Origin of the sequence: Streptomyces sp. CB09001, assembly GCF_003369795.1 — a bacterium.
Taxonomy (GTDB): domain Bacteria; phylum Actinomycetota; class Actinomycetes; order Streptomycetales; family Streptomycetaceae; genus Streptomyces.
On record NZ_CP026730.1, the window covers coordinates 5,947,537 to 5,968,939 of the forward strand.

16 protein-coding genes are annotated in these 21,403 nt (G+C 73.3%); 11 read left to right on the top strand and 5 right to left on the bottom strand.

Going from position 1 to position 21,403, the window contains the following annotated elements; genetic code table 11:
• The first annotated feature begins 34 nt into the window (after window positions 1-34).
• Window positions 35-2,245 (top strand): germacradienol/geosmin synthase Cyc2, encoded by a 2,211-nt coding sequence (cyc2, locus tag C4J65_RS27635; protein ID WP_115744821.1) that lies wholly within the window; start codon window positions 35-37, stop codon window positions 2,243-2,245.
• 75 nt (window positions 2,246-2,320) lie between these two features.
• Entirely contained in the window at window positions 2,321-2,956 is a 636-nt protein-coding gene (locus tag C4J65_RS27640; RefSeq protein WP_162833387.1) for a PDZ domain-containing protein, read from the top strand.
• On the opposite strand, the gene C4J65_RS27645 is transcribed toward C4J65_RS27640, so the two are convergent.
• On the bottom strand, window positions 2,949-3,704 hold the full coding sequence (locus tag C4J65_RS27645) for a metallophosphoesterase (RefSeq protein ID WP_205351074.1): 756 nt from the start codon (window positions 3,702-3,704) through the stop codon (window positions 2,949-2,951). The two genes, C4J65_RS27640 and C4J65_RS27645, sit on opposite strands and share 8 nt — an antisense overlap.
• 184 nt (window positions 3,705-3,888) lie before the next feature.
• On the opposite strand from C4J65_RS27645, the gene C4J65_RS27650 reads away from it, so the two are divergent.
• Window positions 3,889-5,019 carry an aminopeptidase P family protein gene (locus tag C4J65_RS27650; RefSeq protein WP_115744824.1) on the top strand — a complete coding sequence of 377 codons (1,131 nt, stop codon included), beginning with the start codon at window positions 3,889-3,891 and terminating at the stop codon, window positions 5,017-5,019.
• A gap of 73 nt (window positions 5,020-5,092) precedes the next feature.
• Window positions 5,093-6,037 (top strand): aminoglycoside phosphotransferase family protein, encoded by a 945-nt coding sequence (locus C4J65_RS27655; protein WP_115744825.1) that lies wholly within the window; start codon window positions 5,093-5,095, stop codon window positions 6,035-6,037.
• Between the two features lie 17 nt (window positions 6,038-6,054).
• Here the strand turns inward: C4J65_RS27655 and treZ are convergent, their stop codons facing one another.
• Window positions 6,055-7,800 (bottom strand): malto-oligosyltrehalose trehalohydrolase, encoded by a 1,746-nt coding sequence (gene treZ / locus C4J65_RS27660; protein ID WP_115744826.1) that lies wholly within the window; start codon window positions 7,798-7,800, stop codon window positions 6,055-6,057.
• Window positions 7,801-7,977: 177 nt separating this feature from the next.
• Here treZ and C4J65_RS27665 point away from each other — a divergent pair, with 177 nt between their 5' ends.
• On the top strand, window positions 7,978-8,529 hold the full coding sequence (locus C4J65_RS27665) for a DUF1707 and FHA domain-containing protein (RefSeq protein ID WP_115744827.1): 552 nt from the start codon (window positions 7,978-7,980) through the stop codon (window positions 8,527-8,529).
• Between the two features lie 209 nt (window positions 8,530-8,738).
• Entirely contained in the window at window positions 8,739-10,064 is a 1,326-nt protein-coding gene (locus C4J65_RS27670; RefSeq protein WP_115744828.1) for a M14 family zinc carboxypeptidase, read from the top strand.
• 7 nt (window positions 10,065-10,071) lie between these two features.
• Here C4J65_RS27670 and treY read toward each other — a convergent pair whose 3' ends face one another.
• Both treY and glgX read right to left on the bottom strand, forming a co-directional pair.
• A complete protein-coding gene (treY, locus tag C4J65_RS27675) occupies window positions 10,072-12,498 on the bottom strand; it encodes a malto-oligosyltrehalose synthase (RefSeq protein ID WP_115744829.1) in 2,427 nt (808 codons plus the stop codon).
• 106 nt (window positions 12,499-12,604) lie between these two features.
• Window positions 12,605-14,713, bottom strand: coding sequence for a glycogen debranching protein GlgX (gene glgX, locus C4J65_RS27680; protein WP_115746657.1), 2,109 nt, complete (start codon window positions 14,711-14,713; stop codon window positions 12,605-12,607).
• Between the two features lie 366 nt (window positions 14,714-15,079).
• Between glgX and C4J65_RS27685 the strand changes: the two genes are divergently transcribed.
• Complete coding sequence (locus C4J65_RS27685; protein ID WP_115744830.1) at window positions 15,080-16,327, top strand: SAV2148 family HEPN domain-containing protein; 1,248 nt, start codon at window positions 15,080-15,082, stop codon at window positions 16,325-16,327.
• Window positions 16,328-16,441: 114 nt separating this feature from the next.
• Window positions 16,442-17,176, top strand: coding sequence for a 3'-5' exonuclease (locus C4J65_RS27690; protein ID WP_115744831.1), 735 nt, complete (start codon window positions 16,442-16,444; stop codon window positions 17,174-17,176).
• A gap of 61 nt (window positions 17,177-17,237) precedes the next feature.
• On the opposite strand, the gene C4J65_RS27695 is transcribed toward C4J65_RS27690, so the two are convergent.
• Window positions 17,238-18,104, bottom strand: coding sequence for an aminoglycoside phosphotransferase family protein (locus tag C4J65_RS27695; RefSeq protein WP_115744832.1), 867 nt, complete (start codon window positions 18,102-18,104; stop codon window positions 17,238-17,240).
• A 152-nt stretch (window positions 18,105-18,256) separates the two neighbouring features.
• On the opposite strand from C4J65_RS27695, the gene C4J65_RS27700 reads away from it, so the two are divergent.
• The 3 genes from C4J65_RS27700 to C4J65_RS27710 are packed head-to-tail and all read left to right on the top strand — an operon-like array spanning window position 18,257 to window position 21,320.
• Window positions 18,257-19,204, top strand: coding sequence for a sugar ABC transporter permease (locus tag C4J65_RS27700; RefSeq protein ID WP_115744833.1), 948 nt, complete (start codon window positions 18,257-18,259; stop codon window positions 19,202-19,204).
• Window positions 19,201-20,034: a carbohydrate ABC transporter permease gene (locus C4J65_RS27705; protein WP_115744834.1), complete on the top strand. Its 834-nt coding sequence runs from the start codon at window positions 19,201-19,203 to the stop codon at window positions 20,032-20,034. The genes C4J65_RS27700 and C4J65_RS27705 overlap by 4 nt, the downstream gene beginning before the upstream one ends.
• Complete coding sequence (locus tag C4J65_RS27710) at window positions 20,034-21,320, top strand: sugar ABC transporter substrate-binding protein (RefSeq protein WP_115744835.1); 1,287 nt, start codon at window positions 20,034-20,036, stop codon at window positions 21,318-21,320. The genes C4J65_RS27705 and C4J65_RS27710 overlap by 1 nt, the downstream gene beginning before the upstream one ends.
• Window positions 21,321-21,403 lie beyond the last annotated feature (83 nt).

Consider the following 21,403-nt stretch of genomic DNA (forward strand, 5'->3'; position numbering starts at 1 on the left):
GATGCGTTCGGAGGACCCTGGGTAGTGCCCGGCCATGACGCAACAGCCCTTCCAACTCCCGCACTTCTACCTGCCGCACCCCGCGCGGCTCAACCCGCATCTCGACGAGGCCCGCGCCCACTCGACGACGTGGGCGCGCGAGATGGGCATGCTGGAGGGCTCCGGGGTCTGGGAGCAGTCCGACCTCGAGGCCCATGACTACGGCCTGCTCTGCGCCTACACCCACCCCGACTGCGACGGGCCGGCGCTCTCCCTCATCACCGACTGGTACGTGTGGGTCTTCTTCTTCGACGACCACTTCCTGGAGAAGTTCAAACGCAGCCAGGACCGCCTCGCCGGCAAGGCCCACCTGGACCGGCTCCCGCTGTTCATGCCGCTCGACGACGCCGCCGGGATGCCCGAGCCGCAGAACCCGGTCGAGGCCGGTCTCGCCGACCTGTGGGTCCGCACGGTGCCCGCGATGTCGGCCGACTGGCGCCGCCGCTTCGCCGTGGCCACCGAGCACCTGCTCAACGAGTCCATGTGGGAGCTGTCCAACATCAACGAGGGGCGGGTCGCCAACCCCGTCGAGTACATCGAGATGCGCCGCAAGGTCGGCGGTGCCCCGTGGTCGGCGGGGCTCGTGGAGTACGCGACCGCCGAGGTGCCCGCCGCCGTCGCCGGGTCGAGGCCGCTCAGGGTGCTGATGGAGACGTTCTCCGACGCCGTGCACCTGCGCAACGACCTCTTCTCCTACCAGCGGGAGGTCGAGGACGAGGGCGAGCTGAGCAACGGGGTGCTGGTGCTGGAGACCTTCTTCGGCTGCACCACCCAGGAGGCCGCCGAGCTGGTCAACGACGTCCTCACCTCGCGGCTGCACCAGTTCGAGCACACCGCGTTCACCGAGGTGCCCGCCGTCGCCCTGGAGAACGGCCTGACCCCACCGGAGGTCGCCGCCGTCGCCGCGTACACGAAGGGGCTCCAGGACTGGCAGTCCGGCGGCCACGAGTGGCACATGCGCTCCAGCCGCTACATGAACAAGGGGGAGCGGCCCCTGGCCGGCTGGCAGGCGCTGACCGGGCCGGGCACCTCCGCGGCGGACGTCGGCGCGCTGCTCGCCGACGCGGTCGCCCGGCGCGCCCGCTCCTACACGTACGTGCCCTTCCAGCAGGTCGGCCCGTCCGTCATCCCCGACATCCGCATGCCCTACCCGCTGGAGCTGAGCCCCGCCCTGGACGGTGCCCGGCGGCACCTGTCCGAGTGGTGCCGGGAGATGGGCATCCTCAGCGAGGGCGTCTGGGACGAGGACAAGCTGGAGAGCTGCGACCTCCCCCTGTGCGCCGCCGGACTCGACCCGGACGCCACCCAGGAGCAACTCGACCTCGCCTCCGGCTGGCTGGCCTTCGGCACCTACGGCGACGACTACTACCCGCTGGTGTACGGCCACCGCCGGGACCTCGCCGCCGCCCGGCTGACCACTGCCCGCCTGTCGGACTGCATGCCGCTCGACGGCGAGCCGGTCCCACCGCCCGGCAACGCCATGGAACGCTCCCTGATCGATCTGTGGGTGCGCACGACGGCCGGTATGACGCCCGAGGAGCGGCGCCCGCTGAGAACGGCCGTCGACACGATGACCGAGGCCTGGGTGTGGGAGCTGTCCAACCAGATCCAGAACCGGGTCCCCGACCCCGTGGACTACCTGGAGATGCGCCGCGCCACCTTCGGCTCCGACCTCACCCTGGGCCTGTGCCGCGCCGGACACGGCCCGGCGGTGCCGCCCGAGGTCTACCGCAGCGGTCCCGTCCGCTCCCTGGAGAACGCGGCGATCGACTACGCGTGCCTGCTCAACGACGTCTTCTCCTACCAGAAGGAGATCGAGTACGAGGGCGAGATCCACAACGCCGTCCTCGTCGTGCAGAACTTCTTCGGTGTCGACTACCCGGCCGCCCTGGGTGTCGTGCAGGACCTGATGAACCAGCGCATGCGCCAGTTCGAGCATGTCGTCGCGCACGAACTCCCGGTCGTCTACGACGACTTCCAGCTCTCCGAAGAGGCGCGGACCGTCATGCGCGGCTACGTCACCGACCTGCAGAACTGGATGGCCGGCATCCTCAACTGGCACCGGAACGTCCCGCGGTACAAGGCCGAGTACTTGGCGGGACGCACCCACGGCTTCCTCCCGGACCGGATCCCGACCGCGCCCGTGCCCCCGCGGGCCGCGGCGCCGATCGCCGTGCCGAGGAGCCGTCCCGTCCTGACGCCCTGACCGACGTTCAGTCTCACTCTTTCGTGGCTCGTCATGTGCCGGTGCGCCGGGTAGAGCACCTGCCGGAGGCGATCCATGGAACAGACAGCGTTGCGTCCCAAGCCGATGCCCGGCCGGGATCCGGGGCCCGGCACCGAGCCCGACACCGCCCGGCACCCCCACACCGGCCGTCGGCGCCGTCGGCGGCTCACCACCCTGCTGCTCGGCGTGCTCGCCGCGGCCGTCCTGCTCCTCGCGGGCGTGGGACTCGGCACGGTGGGCGCCACGGTGATCGGCATGAGCAAACTGGCCGAACTGCGGCAGCAGGCCGCGGCGCAGGGACCGGCCGGGGCCGGAGGAGCAGGAGGGGAGGGAGGGGAGGGAGCCACGGGGACGGCGACGGGTACCCGGGGCGCCCCGGCGCACCCGTCGGCCGGTCCGTCCGGCGCCCGGTCCGCCTCCCCGGCCGGCGCGACCCTCGGGGTGGAGGCCGTGGACGACGAGAAGCCCGGGGCCCGGGTCGTGGGCGTCCACGTGCCGGGCCCCGGGTACACGGCGGGCCTGGTGCGGGGCGACGTACTGCTCGCCGTCGGCACGAGCCGCGTCGACTCGGCGGCCGACCTCGCGCACGCCGTGGCCCGCGCCAGGCCCGGCAAGGAGGTCAAGCTCACCGTGCGCCACCGCAGCGGCGGCTACCAGCAGCTGACGGCCGTACCGGGCGTCGTCACGTGACCGTGCGGAAGTGGCTCGTGAGCCGTCCGGCGTCGTCCAGCACGTGGAAGGCGAGCCCGACCGGCGCGTCCCGGTCCGCGACCTGCTCGCCCTCCCACGGCAGCCGCAGCGTCCACGTCACCCCGGGTCCCACCACCAGCGGCCGCCCGGCGAACACGGTGGCCGCGGGCGAGTGCGCGTGACCCGTGATCAGCCCGGCGATCCCGGGCCTGCGCTCCAGCAGCGCGGCCAGTCGCCCGGGGTGGCGCAGCCGGTAGGAGTCCGGCAGGGGATGGTGCACGGGCGTGGGCGGGTGGTGGAAGGCGAGCAGGGCCGGAAGACCGTCGTCGAGTCCGTCGAGCGAGGCCTCGATCCAGTCGTACGTCTCCCCGTCCAGCTCCCCCTCGTCGCTGCCCGGGATGCTGGAGTCGCACATCAGGACCGCGCCGCCGTCGAAGACGTGCACGTCGTTGACCGGGCCGTCGGCGGCGGGGCGGCCGAGCAGGGCCTTGCGGTAGGGCGCACGGCTGTCGTGGTTGCCCGGGCAGGTGAGCACCGGGAACGGCGCGGAGCCGTCGCGCAGCCCCAGGAGGCGGGCGGCCTCCTCGTACTCCTCCTCCGTGCCGTGGTCCGCGATGTCCCCGGTGACCAGCAGCGCGTCCACCCGCCCCGGCAGCCGCCACAGCCGGTCGCGCACCCGCTCGGCGCGCTCCGTCGCCCGCGGGCTTGTGTCCAGGTGCAGATCGCTGATGTGCGCGAGTACGAGCACGGTGTCGGCCTCCTCCGGGCGCCCGGACCGCGACGCCCCCGATGCTAATGCTTGAGTGGCATACAACCATTAGTCGCGGGGGTCGATCAACGCCAATCGGCTCGCGTCGCCCCCGTCCTGCGGGCAGGATGCTGCCCGTGGTCCCTTCACTCCTCAGCCCACTCTTCCGCCCCGGGAGGCCCGGATGACCGGCAGCAGGCCCGCCGCTTCCTTCACCGCCGACGACTACCGGGCCCGTATGGAGCGCGCCGCGCGTGCGGCCGCCGACGCCGGACTTGCCGGGCTGCTGGTGGCCCCCGGCCCGGACCTGGTGTGGCTCACCGGCTACGCGCCCACGGCGGACACCGAACGGCTCACCCTGCTCGTCCTCGCCCCGGACCGTGACCCCGTGCTCGTCGTCCCGACGCTCGAGGCCCCCGACGCGGCGAAGGCGGCGGGCGCCCCCGCCCTGACCCTGCGTGACTGGACCGACGGCAAGGACCCCTACGCGGCCACCGCCGCCCTCCTCGACGGATCCGGACGCCTCGGCATCAGCGACAACGCCTGGGCCATGCACCTGCTGGCCTTCCAGCGCACCCTGCCCGACACCTCGTACGCCTCCCTCACCGAGGCGCTGCCGATGCTCCGCGCGGTCAAGGACGCGGCGGAGCTGGAGCTGCTGGCGGCGGCGGGCGCGGCCGCGGACGCCGCCTTCGAGGAGATCCGGCAGGTCCGCTTCGGCGGGCGCCGGGAGTCCGAGGTCGCGGCCGACCTGGCCGGGTCGCTGCGCCGGTCGGGGCACTCCCAGGTCGACTTCACCATCGTCGCCTCGGGACCCAACGGCGCCAACCCGCACCACGAGGTCGGCGACCGCGTCATCGAGGACGGCGACATGGTCGTCCTCGACTTCGGCGGCCTCAAGGACGGCTACGGCTCGGACACCTCCCGCACCGTCCACGTCGGCGAACCCACCGACGAGGAACGCCGGGTGCACGACCTGGTCCGTGAGGCGCAGGAGGCCGGTTTCCGGGCGGTGCGGCCCGGCGCCGCCTGCCAGGACGTGGACCGGGCCGCCCGCGCGGTCATCACCGACGCCGGGTACGGCGAGTACTTCATCCACCGCACCGGGCACGGCATCGGCGTCACGACCCACGAACCGCCGTACATGATCGAGGGCGAGGAACAGCCCCTGGTGCCCGGCATGTGCTTCTCCGTCGAGCCCGGCGTCTATCTGCCCGGCCGGTTCGGGGTACGCATCGAGGACATCGTCACCGTCACCGAGGACGGCGGCAGGCGGTTCAACGACACCACCCGGGAGATGGTCGTCGTCGGGTGACCGGTGACGGACCGACCCCGAACGCCCCAGCAGACCCGAACGCCCCGGCAGACCCGGAGGACGACGGCGCGACATGACCCAGGCACCGACACCCACCGCGGACACCGTCCGCCGACTGGTCCGCTCCCTGCTGGGCGGGAGCACGGAACCCGACGTCCGGCCGGTCGCCGAGGGCACCCGACCCGGCACGTGGTGGGTCGGCACCCGGCACGTACTGCGGCTGGCCCCCGACCGGGAGACCGCGGTGCGCGGACGCCGCGAGTTGCGGCTGCGCGAACTGGTCCGGCCGTACGTCCCGGTCGCCCTGCCGACCAGCGTGGCGCACGGCGAGTGGGCGCCGGGACTCGCGTACACGCTGGACGCCAAGGTGGCCGGCGGGTCGGGCGAGGACCACGACGTGTCGGCCCTGGGCGAGGCGGACCTCGCGGCGCTGCTCACCGGCCTGCGCGAGGTGCCCGTCCGGCAGGCCGAGACGCTCGGCGTACCGCGGGCGGCCCCGCGCTCCCTGGAGGCCCTGCGGCAGTCCGCCGAGCGCGCCGCCCGCCGCCTCGCCGCGGCCGACGAGTTCGACACCGCGCGGCCGGAGCGGCTCACCCGGGAGGCGGCGGCCCAGCTCGGCGTCCAGCCGGGCGCGGCGGTCCTGGTCCACCACGGGCTGACCGGCGGGCACCTCGTGGTCAGCGCCGACGGCCGGGTGCGCGGCGTCCTCGGCTGGAGCGACGCGGTCCTCGGCGACCCGGCCGAGGACATCGCCGGACTCGCCCGCTCCGTGGGTTCACCGGCCGCCGTCCGCGCCGCCACCCTCGCCGGCTACGGCGCCCGGCCCTGCCTGCGCGGCCTGTGGCTGGCCCGCTGCGACGCGGTCGTCCACCTCGCGGAGGCACTCGACGGCCACTCCGGCGGGCCGCCGCCCGCGGCCGTGCCGCTGCTCAGGACCCGGCTGCGACGCGCCTGGGAACCGATCCTCCTGGAACGCGTGACGGAGCTGCGCGACGACGGCCGGGACGACACCGCCTGACCGCCTCGCACCCCTGCTCACTCCTGGACCAGCACCACGCTCGACTCGCCCGGCACCCGCAGTATTCCGTTCGCGCCCGGGCCCTCCACCGGTTCCCACGCCGCGAGCACGTGGGCGGGCCGGTTGCCCAGGGGGATCGCCGCCGGTTCGGTGCCCAGGTTGACGGCCACCCGGATGTCGCCGCGCCGGAACGCGAGCCAGCGCCCCGTGCCGTCGTAGGCCACCCTGGTGTCGGCCAGGTCCGGGTCGGTCAGGTCCGGCAGCTCGGCGCGCAGGGCGATCAGCCGCCGGTACCAGTCCAGTACGCGCGCGTGCGGCTCGCGCTCCGGCTCCGACCAGTCGAGGCAGGAGCGCTCACGCGTCGCCGGGTCCTGCGGGTCGGGCACGTCCTCCTCCCGCCAGCCGTGCGCGGCGAACTCCCGCCGCCTGCCGCGCCGTACCGCCTCCGCCAGCTGCGGATCCGTGTGATCGGTGAAGAACTGCCACGGGGTGCCCGCCGCCCACTCCTCGCCCATGAACAGCATCGGCGTGAACGGCGCGGTCAGCGTCAGGGTGGCCGCGCAGGCGGCGAGGCCGGGGGAGACCAGGGACGCCAGACGGTCGCCCTGGGCCCGGTTGCCGACCTGGTCGTGGGTCTGGCTGTAGCCGGTCAGCCGGTGCGCGGCGACCCGGCCGCGGTCCAGCGCACGGCCGTGCGAGCGGCCCCGGAAACCGGAGTAGGTACCGTCGTGGAAGTAGCCCCGGGTCAGCGTCTTGGCGAGCGCCGCCAGCGGATCGCGCGCGAAGTCGGCGTAGTAGCCCTGCGACTCCCCGGTCAGCGCGGCGTGCAGCGCGTGGTGGAAGTCGTCGTTCCACTGCGCGTGCACCCCCAGACCGCCTTCCGCGCGCGGGGTGATGATCCGCGGGTCGTTCAGGTCGGACTCGGCGATCAGGAAGAGCGGCCGCTCCAGGTCGCCCGCGAGGCCGTCCACGGCGGTCGACAACTGCTCCAGGAAATGACACGCGCGCGTGTCGACCAGGGCGTGCACCGCGTCCAGGCGCAGCCCGTCGATCCGGTAGTCCCGCAGCCACGCCAGCGCGCCGTCCACCAGATACGCCCGCACCTCGTCGGAGCCGGGCGCGTCCAGGTTCACGGCGACGCCCCAGGGCGTGTGGTGGGTGTCGGTGAAGTACGGGCCGAAGGCGGGCAGGTGGTTGCCGGACGGGCCCAGGTGGTTGTGCACCACGTCCAGGACCACGCCGAGCCCGAGGGCGTGCGCCCGGTCGACGAACCGTTTCAGCGCCTCGGGCCCGCCGTACGGCTCGTGCACCGCCCACAGCGAGACCCCCTCGTACCCCCAGCCGTGCCGCCCGGGGAAAGGGCACAGCGGCATCAACTCGACGTGTGTGACGCCCAGTCCCGCCAGGTGTCCGAGGCGCTCCGCGGCGGCGTCCAGCGTCCCCTCGGGGGTGTACGTCCCCACGTGCAGCTCGTACAGGACGCCGCCGGGCAGTGGACGTCCGGCCCACGGAGTGCGCCACGCGAACCGCCCGTGGTCGACCACCGCGCTGAGCCCGTCGGGACCGTCCGGCTGGCGGCGCGAGCGGGGGTCCGGCAGCACCGGCCCGTCGTCCACCGCGAAGCCGTAGCGCGAACCGTCCCGCGCCCGGGCCTCGCCGCACCACCACCCCGGCCGCTCCGGGTCGCGCTCCAGCGCGCGCGTGGCGCCGTCGCACTGCAATGTCACTCGGCCGGCATGTGGTGCCCACACCTCGAACTGCACGGACGGTTCCCCTTCGTCTGCTCACCGTGATGTAGCGCGTCCATGTTCCAGCACGAGGGGATCATTCCGCTGAGGATTGCCCTCGCTCGCGGCGGGTGTCGTGACGCTCGCGCGCGGGGCGGTCGCCGTTTTCCCGTTTTCTGGACACTCCGGCTCCGCTGACCGACAATCAGCTGCGTGACGTCGTCCTTCGAGTTCCCCACGTACCCCGCGCGGCTGTCCGACGCGGAGCGCGACAAGGCGCTGAGCGTGCTCCGGGACGGCGTCGCCATGGGGCGCCTGTCGCACGACACGTTCATCCGCCGGATGGAGCTGGCGCTCGCCGCCCGCCGCCTGGAGGAGCTGGCCGTGCTCACCGCCGACCTGCACACCGAGAGCCGGGTGTCCCGGCTGGTGTTCGGCACCGTCGAGGCGGTGTCCGGGTTCGGCGTACGACTCGGCCGGGCGTGGCGGGCCGAGCGGCTGCCCAAGCTGCTGCTGCCGCATCCCGGCGCCGGACATCCGCTGCGCATAGGGCGCGATCCGGCCAGCGGACTGCGGCTGAGCCACGAGACGGTCTCCCGGGTGCACGCGGAACTCAGCCTTCAGGGCGGCATGTGGGTACTGCGTGACCTGGGCTCCACGAACGGCACCACGGTCAACGGACGGCGCGTCATCGGCGCGGCCGTCGTCCGCGAGGGCGATCAGATCGGTTTCGGCGGGATGTCCTTCCGCCTGGCGGCGAACTGACGCGACCCGGCGGCCGCCCTCCGGGTAGATCCATGGCCCGCGCCTCACTCGGAGTCGTGACCGTCTCCGTGGCTCAAACCGCTTTGCTTTTCACGGTGTTGACGTACCCCGCAAGTCGTGACTGACTGTGCGTACACCGCGCACACCAGGTGAATCGACGGCCCGCTTCGTGGAGGTGTGCCCTGCCGCCCCTCCTGCGCTACCCGACCGTGGACGAGCTGGGTGCCCGGGCCGCCGCACTCGTCGCCCGGTACCCCCGACACGCCCGGCTGCGCCGTGTCGGCACATCCCGCGCGGGGAGTCCGCTGCTACTGCTCTCCGTCGGCCACGGCAGCCGCCAGGTCCTCGTCGTCGGCGGCCCGCACGCGAACGAGCCCGTGGGCGGCGCCACCGCCCTGCGGCTGGCCGAGCGGGCCGTGGCCGACCCCCGGCTCACCGAGGGCGCCGACGCCACCTGGAACCTGCTGCTCTGCGTCGACCCCGACGGCCTGCGCCGCAACGAGGGCTGGCTCACCGGCCCCTACACCCTGGGCCGCTACGCCCGGAACTTCTTCCGGCCCGGCTTCCTGGAGCAGCCCGAGTGGCTGCCCGACGGCCCGGACCGCGCCTCGCTGCCCGAGACCCGGACCCTGCTCGCGCTCCAGGACGAACTGCGGCCCTTCCTGCAGTGCTCCCTGCACGGCGTGGACGTCGGCGGCGGCTTCGTCGAGCTGACCCACGAGCTGCCCGGCCTCGCCCAGCGCATCTCCCACACCGCGGCCCGCCTCGGCATACCCCGCGAACTCGGCGCCTACGACACCTTGTACTGGCCCGACCTCGGACCCGCCGTCTACCGCATCCCGCCGCCCCGCCGCGGCGACCTGACCGCCGCCATCACCGAGGCCGCCGTCGACTCGACCTGGTGCCACCCGCGGCGCCACGGCACCGTCACCGCGGTCGTCGAGGCTCCCATGTGGGGCGTGGCGGCCGTGGCGGACGACTCGCCCCCCGTCGACCGCGACGGCGTCCTGCGCACCGTGAGCCGCACCCTGCGCCACGACACCCGCCGCCTGCGCCGCGTCCTCGCCCGGCTCAGGCCCCACCTCGCCGCCGTGCCGGAGGCGGCGCACCTGCTCGCACCGGTCGACGACTACCTGCTGGTCTGCCCCCGGCTCGCCGACGAGTGGGACCCCGACACCGACGACGGGACCGACCGCTCACTGCCGCCGATGAACACCTCCCACCTCGTGGCGCTGCGGCTGGCCGGACGCCGCCTGTCGCTGCGCACCGCGGGGCTGCTGCACCAGCTGGTCACCCGTACCGGCGGTGATCCGGCGGGCGTCCTGTCCGAGCTGGACCGGCTCGTCGACGAGGGCTGCGCCGACTACCGCGACGGCTGCGGGGCACACTGGATACCCGTCGGGCGCCAGGTGGAGTACCAGACCCGGGTCGTGCTCGCCGCGTTCGAACTGGCCGGACGGCGTACCGGTGCGGGCACCCGCCCGGGCGAGCCCGGCCGGGGTTCCGAGGCCGCGGTGCCGATGCACCGCGACTGACCCGCGCTCAGCCTCCGTCCCCCCGCGTTGCCGCCGCCCCAACCCGCTCCAGGAGCGCCACCGGCGTGTCCGCGAAGAGGTCCGCCACGCGCGCGTGGCCCGCGAACTCCCGTCCGGGCGCGAGGGCGTCGGCCCATCTGCCGGGCGGCAGCGGCAGCGTGGTGCCGCGCCAGCCTCCCGCCTCCGCCAGCCGCAGCGACAGCCGGGTCACGGCGGTCACGGTCCGGCCGGAACGGACGAACGCCACACAGTGTGCCGCCGCCGGGCCCTCGGCGGGCAGCGGCTCGTACGTTCCCGTGTCGCCGAAGACGCCGGGCCGCCGGGCCCGCAGCGCCAGCGCCGCCCGCGTCACCGCCGCCTTCGCCCCGGGGCCGCCGGCCCAGCCCTCGTCCCCCGCGGCGGGGAAGTCCGCCGCGCGGCGGTTGTCCGGGTCCACCAGGGCCAGGTACTCGTGCTCGGTGCCCTGGTAGAGGTCCGGTACGCCCGGCATCGTCAGGTGGACCAGGGCCGTACCGAGGACGTTGGCCCGGATGTGCGGCGCGAGCGCCTCGCGGAGCGCGGTCACCCGCGCGCCCGGCGCGCCGCCAGGCCCCGCCGCCACGAACCGGGCCACCGCCTCCTCGTACGAGGGGTCCTGCTCCGTCCAGGTGGTGTGTGTCCCCGCCTCGCGCACGTGCTTGAGCAGCGCCTCCCGGACGCGTTCCCGGTCCGCCGGGCCCAGACCGAACACCGTCTGCCAGGCCGCCCACGCCAGCTGCCCGTCCGGCGGGCCCTCCTCCGTTCCGGTGGCCCCGGTGGCACCGGTGACCTCGGCCAGGACGTCCGCCCACCGCGCGGGGCACTGGGTGAGCACCGCCAGCGCGGCGCGCACGTCGGCGCTGCGCTTGGTGTCATGGGTCGAGACGACCGTGCCCGTGGCGGGCCAGTCGCGCTGCACGCGCGCGCAGTAGGCGTGGAAGTCCTGCGAGGACACGGCCGGACGGCCCGGGCTGCCGCCCACCTCGGTCGCCGACAGCAGCGGCACGTAGCGGTAGAAGGCCGTGTCCTCGACGGACTTGGCGCGCAGCGCCGACGCGGTCTGCGCGAACCGCGTCCGGAACTCCACGTGGTCCGGCCCGTCCCCGTACCGCCCCAGCACCAGATCCCGTACGACGTCCACCGCGCCGGCCTCCTCGGGCACCGCGAAGGCGAGCCGCGCCCCGGCCGCCGCCTCCCCGGTGACGACCGTCGCCGCGTCCACCGAGGTGTACGGCCGGTACACCTCCAGCCGCACCAGCAGCTCCACCAGCGCCGTGCGCAACGCCCAGGGAGCCCGGTCGCGCAGCGCCGGGTCCGGCGCGGCGGCGCACAGGCGGTGCGCCACCCGGGTCAGCCGGTCCAGCTCGGTGGCCAGCTCGTGCGTGAGCACCTCGTGCGCCGCGCGGCGCACCGTCGCCGCCCAGTCCCCGCCCAGGTCCGCCCGCGGGGCGGCGAACCGGCGGTACAGGTCGAGCAGTTGCCCGTACCCGGCGGGGTCCGTGAACAGCCCGTCGACGTGCCGCAGGGCGTCGTAGCCGGTCGTGCCCGCGACGGGCCAGGCGGCGGGCAGCCGCTCCCCGTCCGCGAGGATCTTCTCCACCACCGTCCACCGGCCGCCGCTCGCCCGGTGCAGCCGTTCCAGGTACGCGCCGGGGTCGGCGAGGCCGTCGGGATGGTCGACGCGCAGCCCGTCGATCACGCCCTCGTGCAGCAGACGCAGGACGGTGCCGTGCGTCGCCTCGAACACCTCCGGGTCCTCCACGCGCACGCCGATCAGCTCCGAGATGCTGAAGAAGCGCCGGTAGTTCAGCTCGGTGCGGGCCAGCCGCCACCACACCGGGCGGTACCACTGGGCGTCCAGCAGCCGTGGCAGCGGCAGGTCCGCGGTGCCTTCCCGCAGCGGGAAGGCGTGCTCGTGGTAGCGCAGCACGTCGCCGTCGACCCGGAGGTCGTCCAGGACCTCGCCGACCGGGGCGCCCAGCACCGGCAGCAGCAGCCGCCCGTCCTGCGCCCGCCAGTCGATGTCGAACCACCGCGCGTAGGGCGACCGGGGCCCCTCGCGCAGTACCTCCCACAGGGCGTGGTTGTGGCGCGGCGACATCGCCATGTGGTTGGGCACGATGTCCAGCACCAGGCCCAGACCGTGCTCCCGCGCGGTGCGCGACAACGCCCGCAGCCCCTCCTCGCCGCCCAGTTCGGCGCGCACGCGCGCGTGGTCGACGACGTCGTAGCCGTGCCGCGAGCCCGGGACCGCCTCCAGTACGGGGGACAGGTGCAGGTGCGACACGCCGAGCGAGGCCAGATACGGCACGGCCGCCGCCGCGGCCTTGAAGGGAAAGGACGGCTGCAGCTGGAGCCGGTAGGTGGCCGAGGGGACGGAGGAGGGGGAGACGGGGCCGGGTCGCTCAGGTGTCATGGAAACCTACGTACCCGCCCTGTCGCCCTTCCTGTCACCTTTCCCCCTGCACGGGTGCAGGGAGGAAGGGACGGGGCCTACGGGCCGCCCGCACCCGCCGGCCGGCCTACACCGGCCGCTGCAGCACCGTCAGGCTCCGGTCCACCAGGGTCAGCCGGTCCCCGGCCTGCACCTTCGGGCCCGTGCCCGCGGGCACCCCGGCCGTCAGGGCGGTGTCGACGACCACCTCCCACTGCCGGCCGTGGTCGACCGGCACCACGAAGTCCAGCGGCCTCGGCGCGGCGTTGAACATCAGCAGGAACGAATCGTCGGCGATGCGCTCCCCGCGGGTGCCGGGCTCGGAGATCGCGTTGCCGTTCAGGAACACCGTGAGCGCGGAGGCCCGCGCGGAGTTCCAGTCCCGCTGGGTCATCTCCGCGCCCTCCGGCGTGAACCAGGCGATGTCCGACAGCTCGTCGTGGGTGCCCTGCACCGGGCGCCCGTGGAAGAAGCGGCGCCTGCGGAGCACCGGGTGGTCCTTGCGCAGCCACACCATCGCGCGGGTGAACTCCAGGAGATCCTGGTCGCCGTCGGGCCAGGCCACCCACGCCAGCTCGTTGTCCTGGCAGTAGGCGTTGTTGTTGCCCCGCTGGGTGCGGGCGAACTCGTCGCCGTGGCTGAGCATCGGGACGCCCTGGGAGAGCAGCAGCGTGGCGACGAAGTTGCGCATCTGCCGCGCCCGCAGCTCCAGGACCGCCGGATCGTCGGTGTCGCCCTCGACACCGCAGTTCCAGGAACGGTTGTGGCTCTCGCCGTCCCGGTTGTCCTCGCCGTTGGCGTGGTTGTGCTTGTCGTTGTAGGCCACCATGTCGTGCAGGGTGAAGCCGTCGTGGCAGGTCACGAAGTTGATCGAGGCCAGCGGGCGGCGCCCGTCGTCCTGGTAGAGGTCGGACGACCCGGTCAGCCGGGAGGCGAACTCCGCCAGCGTGCGCGGCTCGCCGCGCCACAGGTCCCGCACCGTGTCGCGGTACTTGCCGTTCCACTCGGTCCACAGCGGCGGGAAGTTTCCCACCTGGTAGCCGCCCTCGCCCACGTCCCACGGCTCGGCGATCAGCTTCACCTGCGAGACCACGGGGTCCTGCTGCACCAGGTCGAAGAACGACGACAGCCGGTCCACCTCGTGGAACTGCCGGGCCAGGGTGGCCGCGAGGTCGAAGCGGAAACCGTCGACGTGCATCTCGGTGACCCAGTACCGCAGCGAGTCCATGATCATCTGGAGTACGTGCGGGGACCGCATGAGCAGCGAGTTCCCGGTCCCCGTGGTGTCCATGTAGTAGCGGGGATCGTCGGCCAGCCGGTAGTACGAGGGGTTGTCCAGCCCCTTGAAGGACAGCGTCGGCCCCAGGTGGTTGCCCTCGGCGGTGTGGTTGTAGACCACGTCGAGGATCACCTCGATCCCCGCCTCGTGCAGCGCCTTGACCGCCGACTTGAACTCCAGCACCTGCTGGCCGCGGTCGCCCCAGGAGGCGTAGGCGTTGTGCGGGGCGAAGAACCCGACCGTGTTGTAGCCCCAGTAGTTGTTGAGCCCCATGTCCACCAGGCGGTGGTCGTTGACGAACTGGTGGACCGGCATCAGCTCCAGCGCGGTCACCCCGAGCCCCGTGAGGTGCTCGATGAGCGCCGGGTGCGCGAGGGCCGCGTAGGTGCCCCGCAGCTCCTCCGGCAGGCCCGGGTGGCGCATGGTCAGGCCCTTCACATGGGCCTCGTAGATCACCGTGTGGTGGTACTCCGTCCGGGGGCGGCGGTCGTCGCCCCAGTCGAAGTACGGGTTGACCACGACCGAGGTCATGGTGTGCGGTGCCGAGTCGAGGTCGTTGCGCCGTTCGGGTTGGCCGAAGTGGTAGCCGTAGACCTCCTCGCCCCACTGGACCGCCCCGCTGATCGCACGCGCGTACGGATCGAGGAGCAGCTTGGCGCTGTTGCAGCGCAGCCCGCGCTCCGGGGCGTACGGGCCGTGCACGCGGTACCCGTACCGCTGCCCCGGCATCACGCCCGGCACGTACGCGTGCCGCACGAATGCGTCGCTCTCCCGCAGCTCGATCGCCGTCTCCGAGCCGTCGTCGTGCAGCAGACACAGCTCTACTCGGTCGGCGGCCTCCGTGAAGACCGCGAAGTTGGTGCCGGCGCCGTCGTACGTGGCACCCAGTGGATACGCCTCTCCAGGCCAGACCTGCATGAACACGACTCTTTCAGGTGTGGGGCGCCGGTGCGGACGCCTTGGCTCCGAGTCCCCCGGAAGTCTCCCCGAAAGTGAGGCGACCACCTAGCACGTACGTCCTCCTACCCACCCGAGGGGCGTTCCCTCCGTACGGGTCCCCGGGGCGGGCGCGGGGCCGCCCTTCCGGTACCCGGCCACGTCACCGCTATGAATCCGCTCACTCCCCGGTGTGAGCGCGCGCGGAACACGCCTGTGGATCAAGGAGGTTGGCAAAACCGGCCCGTCCATCGGGCTGCACCGCGGACCGCTACCGGAGTACCCTTCCTTGATCGTTGGGACGGGGTGTCCCCGGCAGTGTCCGGGGGAGCGGAAGGCGGTACTCGGGTGGGCTCGGGAGGGCTGGAGCTGCCTCCTGGTGACGACGGTCACCAGGGGAACTCCACGGACGTCCCGCCCGGTGCGGTGTCCCTGGCGCGGCCGATGAACGCGGGCGCGATCGGTCCGGAGCTGGACTGGGACGCCGGGGCCTGGCACGAGGTGCGCACCCGTGCGCAGCGGGCGGGCCGGGCCTACATCTGGCTGAACCTGGTCGAGCAGCGGCTGCGCGCGGTCGTGGCCGCCGTCCTGCGGCCGGTCTACGAACCGGTCCACGGCGACGACTGGGTGGTCGCCGCCGCCGGCCCCGCCGGCCAGGAGTGGGTGCAGCGCGCCGTCGCGGTCCGCGAGGTCAGCCGCCGCAAGGGCTACCTGCTCGACCCGGCCGACGACAACGTCCTCAGCTTCCTCACCCTGCCGCAGCTGCGCGAGCTGATGGTGCAGCACTGGCCCTGCTTCGAGCCCTACGTGGACGAGCGCCGCGACGTCGAACTCGCGCTGGACGAGCTGGAGGTCACCCGCAACGTCGTCTCCCGCAACCGGGCCCTGTCCGAGGCCGTCCTGAACCAGGCCGAGCGGGCCTCGGCGCGGCTGCTCGAAGTGCTCGGCGCGGGCAGCGACGTGCCGTCCGCGCGCCGGCTGCCGGTGGACGCCGTGGAGGACCTGGTCGGGGACCGCTACGCGGACGTGGTCGCCGTGCACTCGGACCGGGTGCGGCTGCTGCGCCAGTTCCCGGCGGAGGACCTGTTCGGCAGCGCCCGCCGCGTGGACGCCCTCGGCATCGGCCTCAACCTGCTCGTGCAGAACTTCTCCGGCCGCCGCCTGCTGCGGATGGCCGAGGGCGGCGGCCGGGTACGACTGCTCTTCCTGAACCCGGCCTCCAGCGCCATCAAGCGCCGCGAGCGCGAACTGGGCATCAAGCGGGGCGAGCTGAGTCGCGCCGTGGAGATGAACATCCTGCACATGCGCCGCGTGCGGGCCCGGCTGCGGGACCCGGGGGCCTTCGAGATCCAGGTCTTCGACGAGACGCCCCGCTTCACGGCCTACCTCGTGGACGGCGACGGCGCCGACGGCATCGCGGTGGTGCAGTCCTACCTGCGCCGCACCCGGGGCATGGAGGCGCCGGTCCTGGTCCTGCGCAACGGGCGGAACGGCGGAAAGGTCGTGAAGTCGGACCGCGTCGACGAGGCCGGGCTTTTCCCCACCTACCGTGAGGAATTCGAGCTGATGTGGGCGGATTCGAGGCCGGTGTCGTGAAGACGGGCCCGGGGTCGGTGCGGGCATAAGCGGAATGCGATCCTCTGATTGTCAGTGGCCCGTGCGAGGGTGGAGACCACTGGGGGAACGCACCACCAAGAAGGGGGACCGCCCATGGGCTGGCACCGGGAGCTGCTGATCGGCTTCGACCTGGAGACGACGGGCACCGATCCGCGCGAGGCGCGCATCGTCACGGGTGCCGTGATCGAGGTCAGGGGCTCACAGCCGCTCGGCCGGCGGGAGTGGCTGGCCGACCCCGGGGTGGAGATCCCGGCGGACGCGGTCGCGGTGCACGGCATCAGCAACGAACGCGCGGCCCGTGAGGGCCGGCCCGCCGACCAGGTGGCGGACGCCATCGCCACGGTCCTCGTGGACCACTGGAAGGCGGGCGTCCCGGTCGTCGCCTACAACGCGGCCTTCGACCTCACCCTGCTCTCCGCCGAACTGCGGCGCCACGCACTGCCGTCCCTGCGCGAGCGGCTGGGCGGCCTGGACCCCGCCCCGGTCATCGACCCGTACACCATCGACCGATCCGTCGACCGCTACCGCCGGGGCAAACGCAATCTGGAAGCCGTCTGCCGGGAGTACGGGGTCCCGCTCGACGCCGCCCACGACGCCACGGCCGACGCCCTCGCCGCGGCCCGGCTCGCCTGTGCGATAGCCGGCCGCCACCCCAAGGTCGCGGCCCTCGGCCCGGCGGACCTGCACCGCCGCCAGATCGAGTGGTACGCCGAGTGGGCGGCGGACTTCCAGAGCTTCCTGCGCCGCAAGGGCGACGCCACGGCCGTCGTCGACGGGACCTGGCCGCTGCGCGAGCCGGCCGGGGAACCGGCCGACGAGCGGGTCTGACCCGGACCCTTCACGCCTGCGGACGACCCGAGGGGCAGCTACGAGAGCGAGGCCTCGAGAGTCAGAAGGGGTACCAGCGCACCTCGGGGTCCTCGTCCCGCAGCGACGCCACCCTGCGCTCGAACTCGGCCAGCGCCTTGGGGTTGCTCGGCGCGTGCTGCGCCACCCATGCGCAGCTCGCGGTCTCCCGGGCGCCGCGCAGCACCGCGCAGCCGTCCCACTCGCGCACGTCCCAGCCGTAGGTCGCGGTGAAGGCGTCGTACGCCTCGGCGGGCAGCCCGTAGCGGTCCCGGCTCAGCGCCATCACCACGAGGTCGTGCTCGCGCAGGTCGGCGGAGAAGGTCTCCAGGTCGATCAGGACCGGCCCGTCGGGACCGACGTGCACATTGCGGGGCAGCGCGTCCCCGTGGATCGGACCCGGCGTCAGGTGCGGGGTGAGCGCCGCGGCCGCCGACGCGAAGCCGTCCCGGCGCCCGCGCAGATACGCGGCGTCCGCGGGGTCGATCACGTCACCCGCCAGGCGCAGCCAGCGTTCCACCCCGCCCAGCAGCTCGCGGGGCGGCAGCTCGAAGGAGGAGGGGAGGGGCAGCTCGTGGACGAGCCGGAGCAGCGCGGCCACGTCCCGGGGCTCGGTGGGCCGCACCGGTTCGGGCAGCCGCCGCCACACGGTCACCGGGTGCCCGTCGACGAACAGGGCCGTCGGCTCCGCCGCCCGCACCGCCGGGACGCCCGCCTCCTCCAGCCAGAGGGCGACGGCCAGCTCCCGGCGTGCCCGCCCGAGGAGTTCGGCGTCGCGGCCCACCTTGACCGCCAGGTCGCCCGCGGCGAACACCGCGTTCTCACCGAGGGCCAGCAGCCGCGCCTCCGACCCCGGGCCGGGCAGCACCCCCGCCGCGGCCAGCACCTCCCGCGCCCGTGCCTCGTCCATCGTCCCGTGCCTCCGTGTCCATGCCGTTTCCCGCCGTCCGCCCGTCAGTGTCCCATTCGCACAGGTGGGAGCAGGTCGGGGCCTCTTGACGGGACGCGGTCACTTCACGACCATGACCAGGCCCGTCCAAGCCGCGCAAAGGGGTTGATTACGTGACATCGGTGACCGAGTCGAGAAGACCGGCACACCGCGCGCCCGGCCCGGCCGCCCCACGGGGCGCACCGGACCACGGCGCCTGGTTCCTGGTGCTGCCCGCGCTGATCCCGATCCTGGTCCTCAGCGTCGGGCCGCTGCTCTACGGCATCCTGCTGGCGTTCACCGACGCCCAGTCGGGCCGCACGGAGCCCACCGAGTGGATCGGCGCCCTCAACTTCCAGGACCTGCTGCACGACACGCTCTTCTGGGAGTCGTTCCGGATCGGCCTGGTGTGGGCCGTCGGGGTGACCGTGCCGCAGTTCCTGCTCGCCCTCGGTCTCGCCCTGCTGCTCAACCAGAACCTCCGGCTGCGCTGGCTGGCCCGGGCCCTGGCGATCATCCCCTGGGCGATGCCCGAGGTCGTCGTCGGCATCATGTGGCGGCTGGTCTACAACGCGGACGCGGGCATCCTCAACGAGACGCTGCGCGACCTCGGCCTCGGAAACGGCCACGACTGGCTCAGCGGCCTCGGCACCGCCCTGCCCGCCGTCATCGTCGTCGGCGTGTGGGCCGGCATGCCGCAGACGACGGTCGCCCTGCTCGCCGGACTCCAGAACACGCCGCGCGAGCTGCACGAGGCGGCCGCGGTGGACGGCGCGGGAGCCTGGCGCCGCTTCCGCACGGTCACCTGGCCCGCCCTCAGACCCGTCGCACTCGCCATCACCGCGCTCAACCTCATCTGGAACTTCAACTCCTTCGCCCTGGTCTACGTGCTGACCAACGGCGGCCCCGGCGGCCGCACCCGGCTGCCCATGCTCTTCGCCTACGAAGAGGCCTTCCGCTACGGCCAGTTCGGCTACGCGGCGGCGATGGGCTGCGTCATGGTCGCCGTGATCGCGATCCTGCTGGCCGTCTTCCTCGCCGGCCGGCTCCGCGCCGCATCCAAGGGAGGTGACGAGGCGTGAGAACCTCGACCGCGGCCCGCACCGGCCAGTACGCGGCACTGCTCGGCTATCTGGTCTTCCTGGCCTTCCCGTTCCTCTGGCTGATCTCCATCGCCTTCAAACCGCCGCGCGAGCTGGCCAGTCTGCACCCCACCTGGATCCCGGAGAACCCCACCCTCGACAACTTCCGGCAGGCCTTCGACGAGCAGCCGCTGCTGCACGCCGGGCTCAACTCCCTGCTCGCCGCACTCGGCGCCGCCGTGATCGCGGTGCTCATCGCCACCCCGATGGCGTACGTCGTGGCCCGCCGCCGCGGCCGGCTCGCCAAGGCGGCCACCGGGTGGGTCGTGGTCAGCCAGGCCTTCCCCTTCGTCCTGGTGATCATCCCGCTGTTCCTGGTCCTCAAGAACCTCGGCCTGATCAACTCCGTCCCCGGCCTGGTCATGGTGTACGTCGTGTGGTCGCTGCCGTTCGCGCTGTGGATGCTCGCCGGATACGTCCGCGCGGTACCGCGCGAGTTGGAGGAGGCGGCCGCGGTCGACGGCGCCGGACGGCTGCGGACCCTGGTGTCGGTGACCGCGCCGCTGCTCGCGCCGGGGATCGTGGCGACGGCCCTGTTCGCCTTCATCACCGCGTGGAACGAGTTCTTCTTCGCACTGGTGCTGCTGAAGACCCCGGAGAAACAGACCCTGCCCGTGATCCTCACCCACTTCATCGGCGCCGAGGGCGTCGCCGACCTCGGACCGCTCGCCGCGGCGGCCTTCCTCGCGACCCTGCCCTCGCTGGTGGTCTTCGCGCTCATCCAGCGCCGGATCACGGGCGGCATGCTCGCCGGGGCGGTGAAGAGCTGATGACGCGTACGAGGATCCTCACCCTGTTCGCCTGTGCCGTCCTGCTCCTCGCGGGCTGCACGGGCGGCGGCGACGGGGCGGACGACGGCCGGATCACCCTCCGTTTCCTGTCCCTGGCCTGGCAGGACGAGTCGGTGAAGGCCAACAGGGAACTGGTGCGGGAGTGGAACGCCACGCACCCGGACGTGCGCGTCGAGTACGTGCAGGGCAGCTGGGACAGCGTCCACGACCAACTGCTCACCTCCTTCGAGGGCGGCGAGGCACCCGACATCATCCACGACGCCTCCGACGACCTCGCCGACTTCGCCTACGGCGGCTACCTCGCCGACCTCACCGATCTGCTCCCCGCGCGGCTGCGGTCGGACATACCGCGGCACAGCTGGGAGACGGTCACCTTCGGCGACGGCGTCTACGGCGTGCCGTTCCTCCAGGAGCCGCGGGTGCTGATCGCCAACGCGACCCTGCTCAAGGAGTCCGGGGTCCGGATTCCGACCCCGGAACACCCCTGGACCTGGGCGGAGTTCCGGCAGGTGACCAAGGAGCTGAGCGGGAAGGGGAGGTACGGAGTGGCCTGGCCGCTCAAGGAGCCCGTCTCCGCCACGCTCAACCTCTCCCTGTCCACCGGCGGCCGGCTCTTCCACCGGGGTGACGACGGCAAGGTGACGGTCCGCCTCGAGGACGGCGACGAGGTGGTGCCCCGTACCGTCCACGACCAGGTCGGCACCGACCGCAGCGCCTCGCCCACCACCCTGGGCAGCGGCGGCTCCGACACCCTGCCCGGCTTCTTCGCGGGCAAGTACGCGATGGTGCCGCTCGGCTTCTCCTACCGCCAGCAGATCGAGCAGCAGGCACCCGAGGGCTTCGACTGGCAGGTGCTGCCCGCCCCGGCCGGCGCCGACGGGCTCGCCCAGGGCGTCAGCCCGCAGACCCTGTCCATCGCCGAGGACAGCCCGCACAAGAAGGAAGCCGCCGCGTTCGTCGACTTCCTGCTCCAGCCGGACAACATGGTGCGCCTCGCGCTCGGCGACTGGATGCTGCCCACCGGTGAACAGGCCCTCAAGGACCCAGCGCTGCACACGGCCGAACGGAGCTGGGCCACCGGCACCGCGCTCGCCGCCCATCTGCGCCCGGCGCCCGCGCAGTCCGTGCGGGGCTACGCCGAGTGGAAGGACAAGGTGGCCACCCCGGCGCTCCAGGAGTACTACAGCGGGGCGATCGGCATGGACGAACTGCGCCACAGACTGGAGGAGGACGGCAACCTGGTACTCGCCCGCTACCAGCGCTGACGGCCGCCGCGCGAAAACGGTTTGCCGACCGGGCGCCCGCGCGCCTAACGTCCCCTCCGTGGCAGCTTTCAACGCGATCTTCA

Excerpts from the sequence above, each read along its gene's own strand:
- cyc2 (WP_115744821.1), top strand. The coding sequence starts at position 35 with ATGACGCAACAGCCCTTCCAACTCCCGCACTTCTACCTGCCGCACCCC.
- C4J65_RS27640 (WP_162833387.1), top strand. The coding sequence starts at position 2,321 with ATGGAACAGACAGCGTTGCGTCCCAAGCCGATGCCCGGCCGGGATCCG.
- C4J65_RS27650 (WP_115744824.1), top strand. The coding sequence starts at position 3,889 with ATGACCGGCAGCAGGCCCGCCGCTTCCTTCACCGCCGACGACTACCGG.
- C4J65_RS27655 (WP_115744825.1), top strand. The coding sequence starts at position 5,093 with ATGACCCAGGCACCGACACCCACCGCGGACACCGTCCGCCGACTGGTC.
- treY (WP_115744829.1), bottom strand. The coding sequence starts at position 12,498 with ATGACACCTGAGCGACCCGGCCCCGTCTCCCCCTCCTCCGTCCCCTCG.
- glgX (WP_115746657.1), bottom strand. The coding sequence starts at position 14,713 with ATGCAGGTCTGGCCTGGAGAGGCGTATCCACTGGGTGCCACGTACGAC.
- C4J65_RS27690 (WP_115744831.1), top strand. The coding sequence starts at position 16,442 with ATGGGCTGGCACCGGGAGCTGCTGATCGGCTTCGACCTGGAGACGACG.
- C4J65_RS27695 (WP_115744832.1), bottom strand. The coding sequence starts at position 18,104 with ATGGACGAGGCACGGGCGCGGGAGGTGCTGGCCGCGGCGGGGGTGCTG.
- C4J65_RS27710 (WP_115744835.1), top strand. The coding sequence starts at position 20,034 with ATGACGCGTACGAGGATCCTCACCCTGTTCGCCTGTGCCGTCCTGCTC.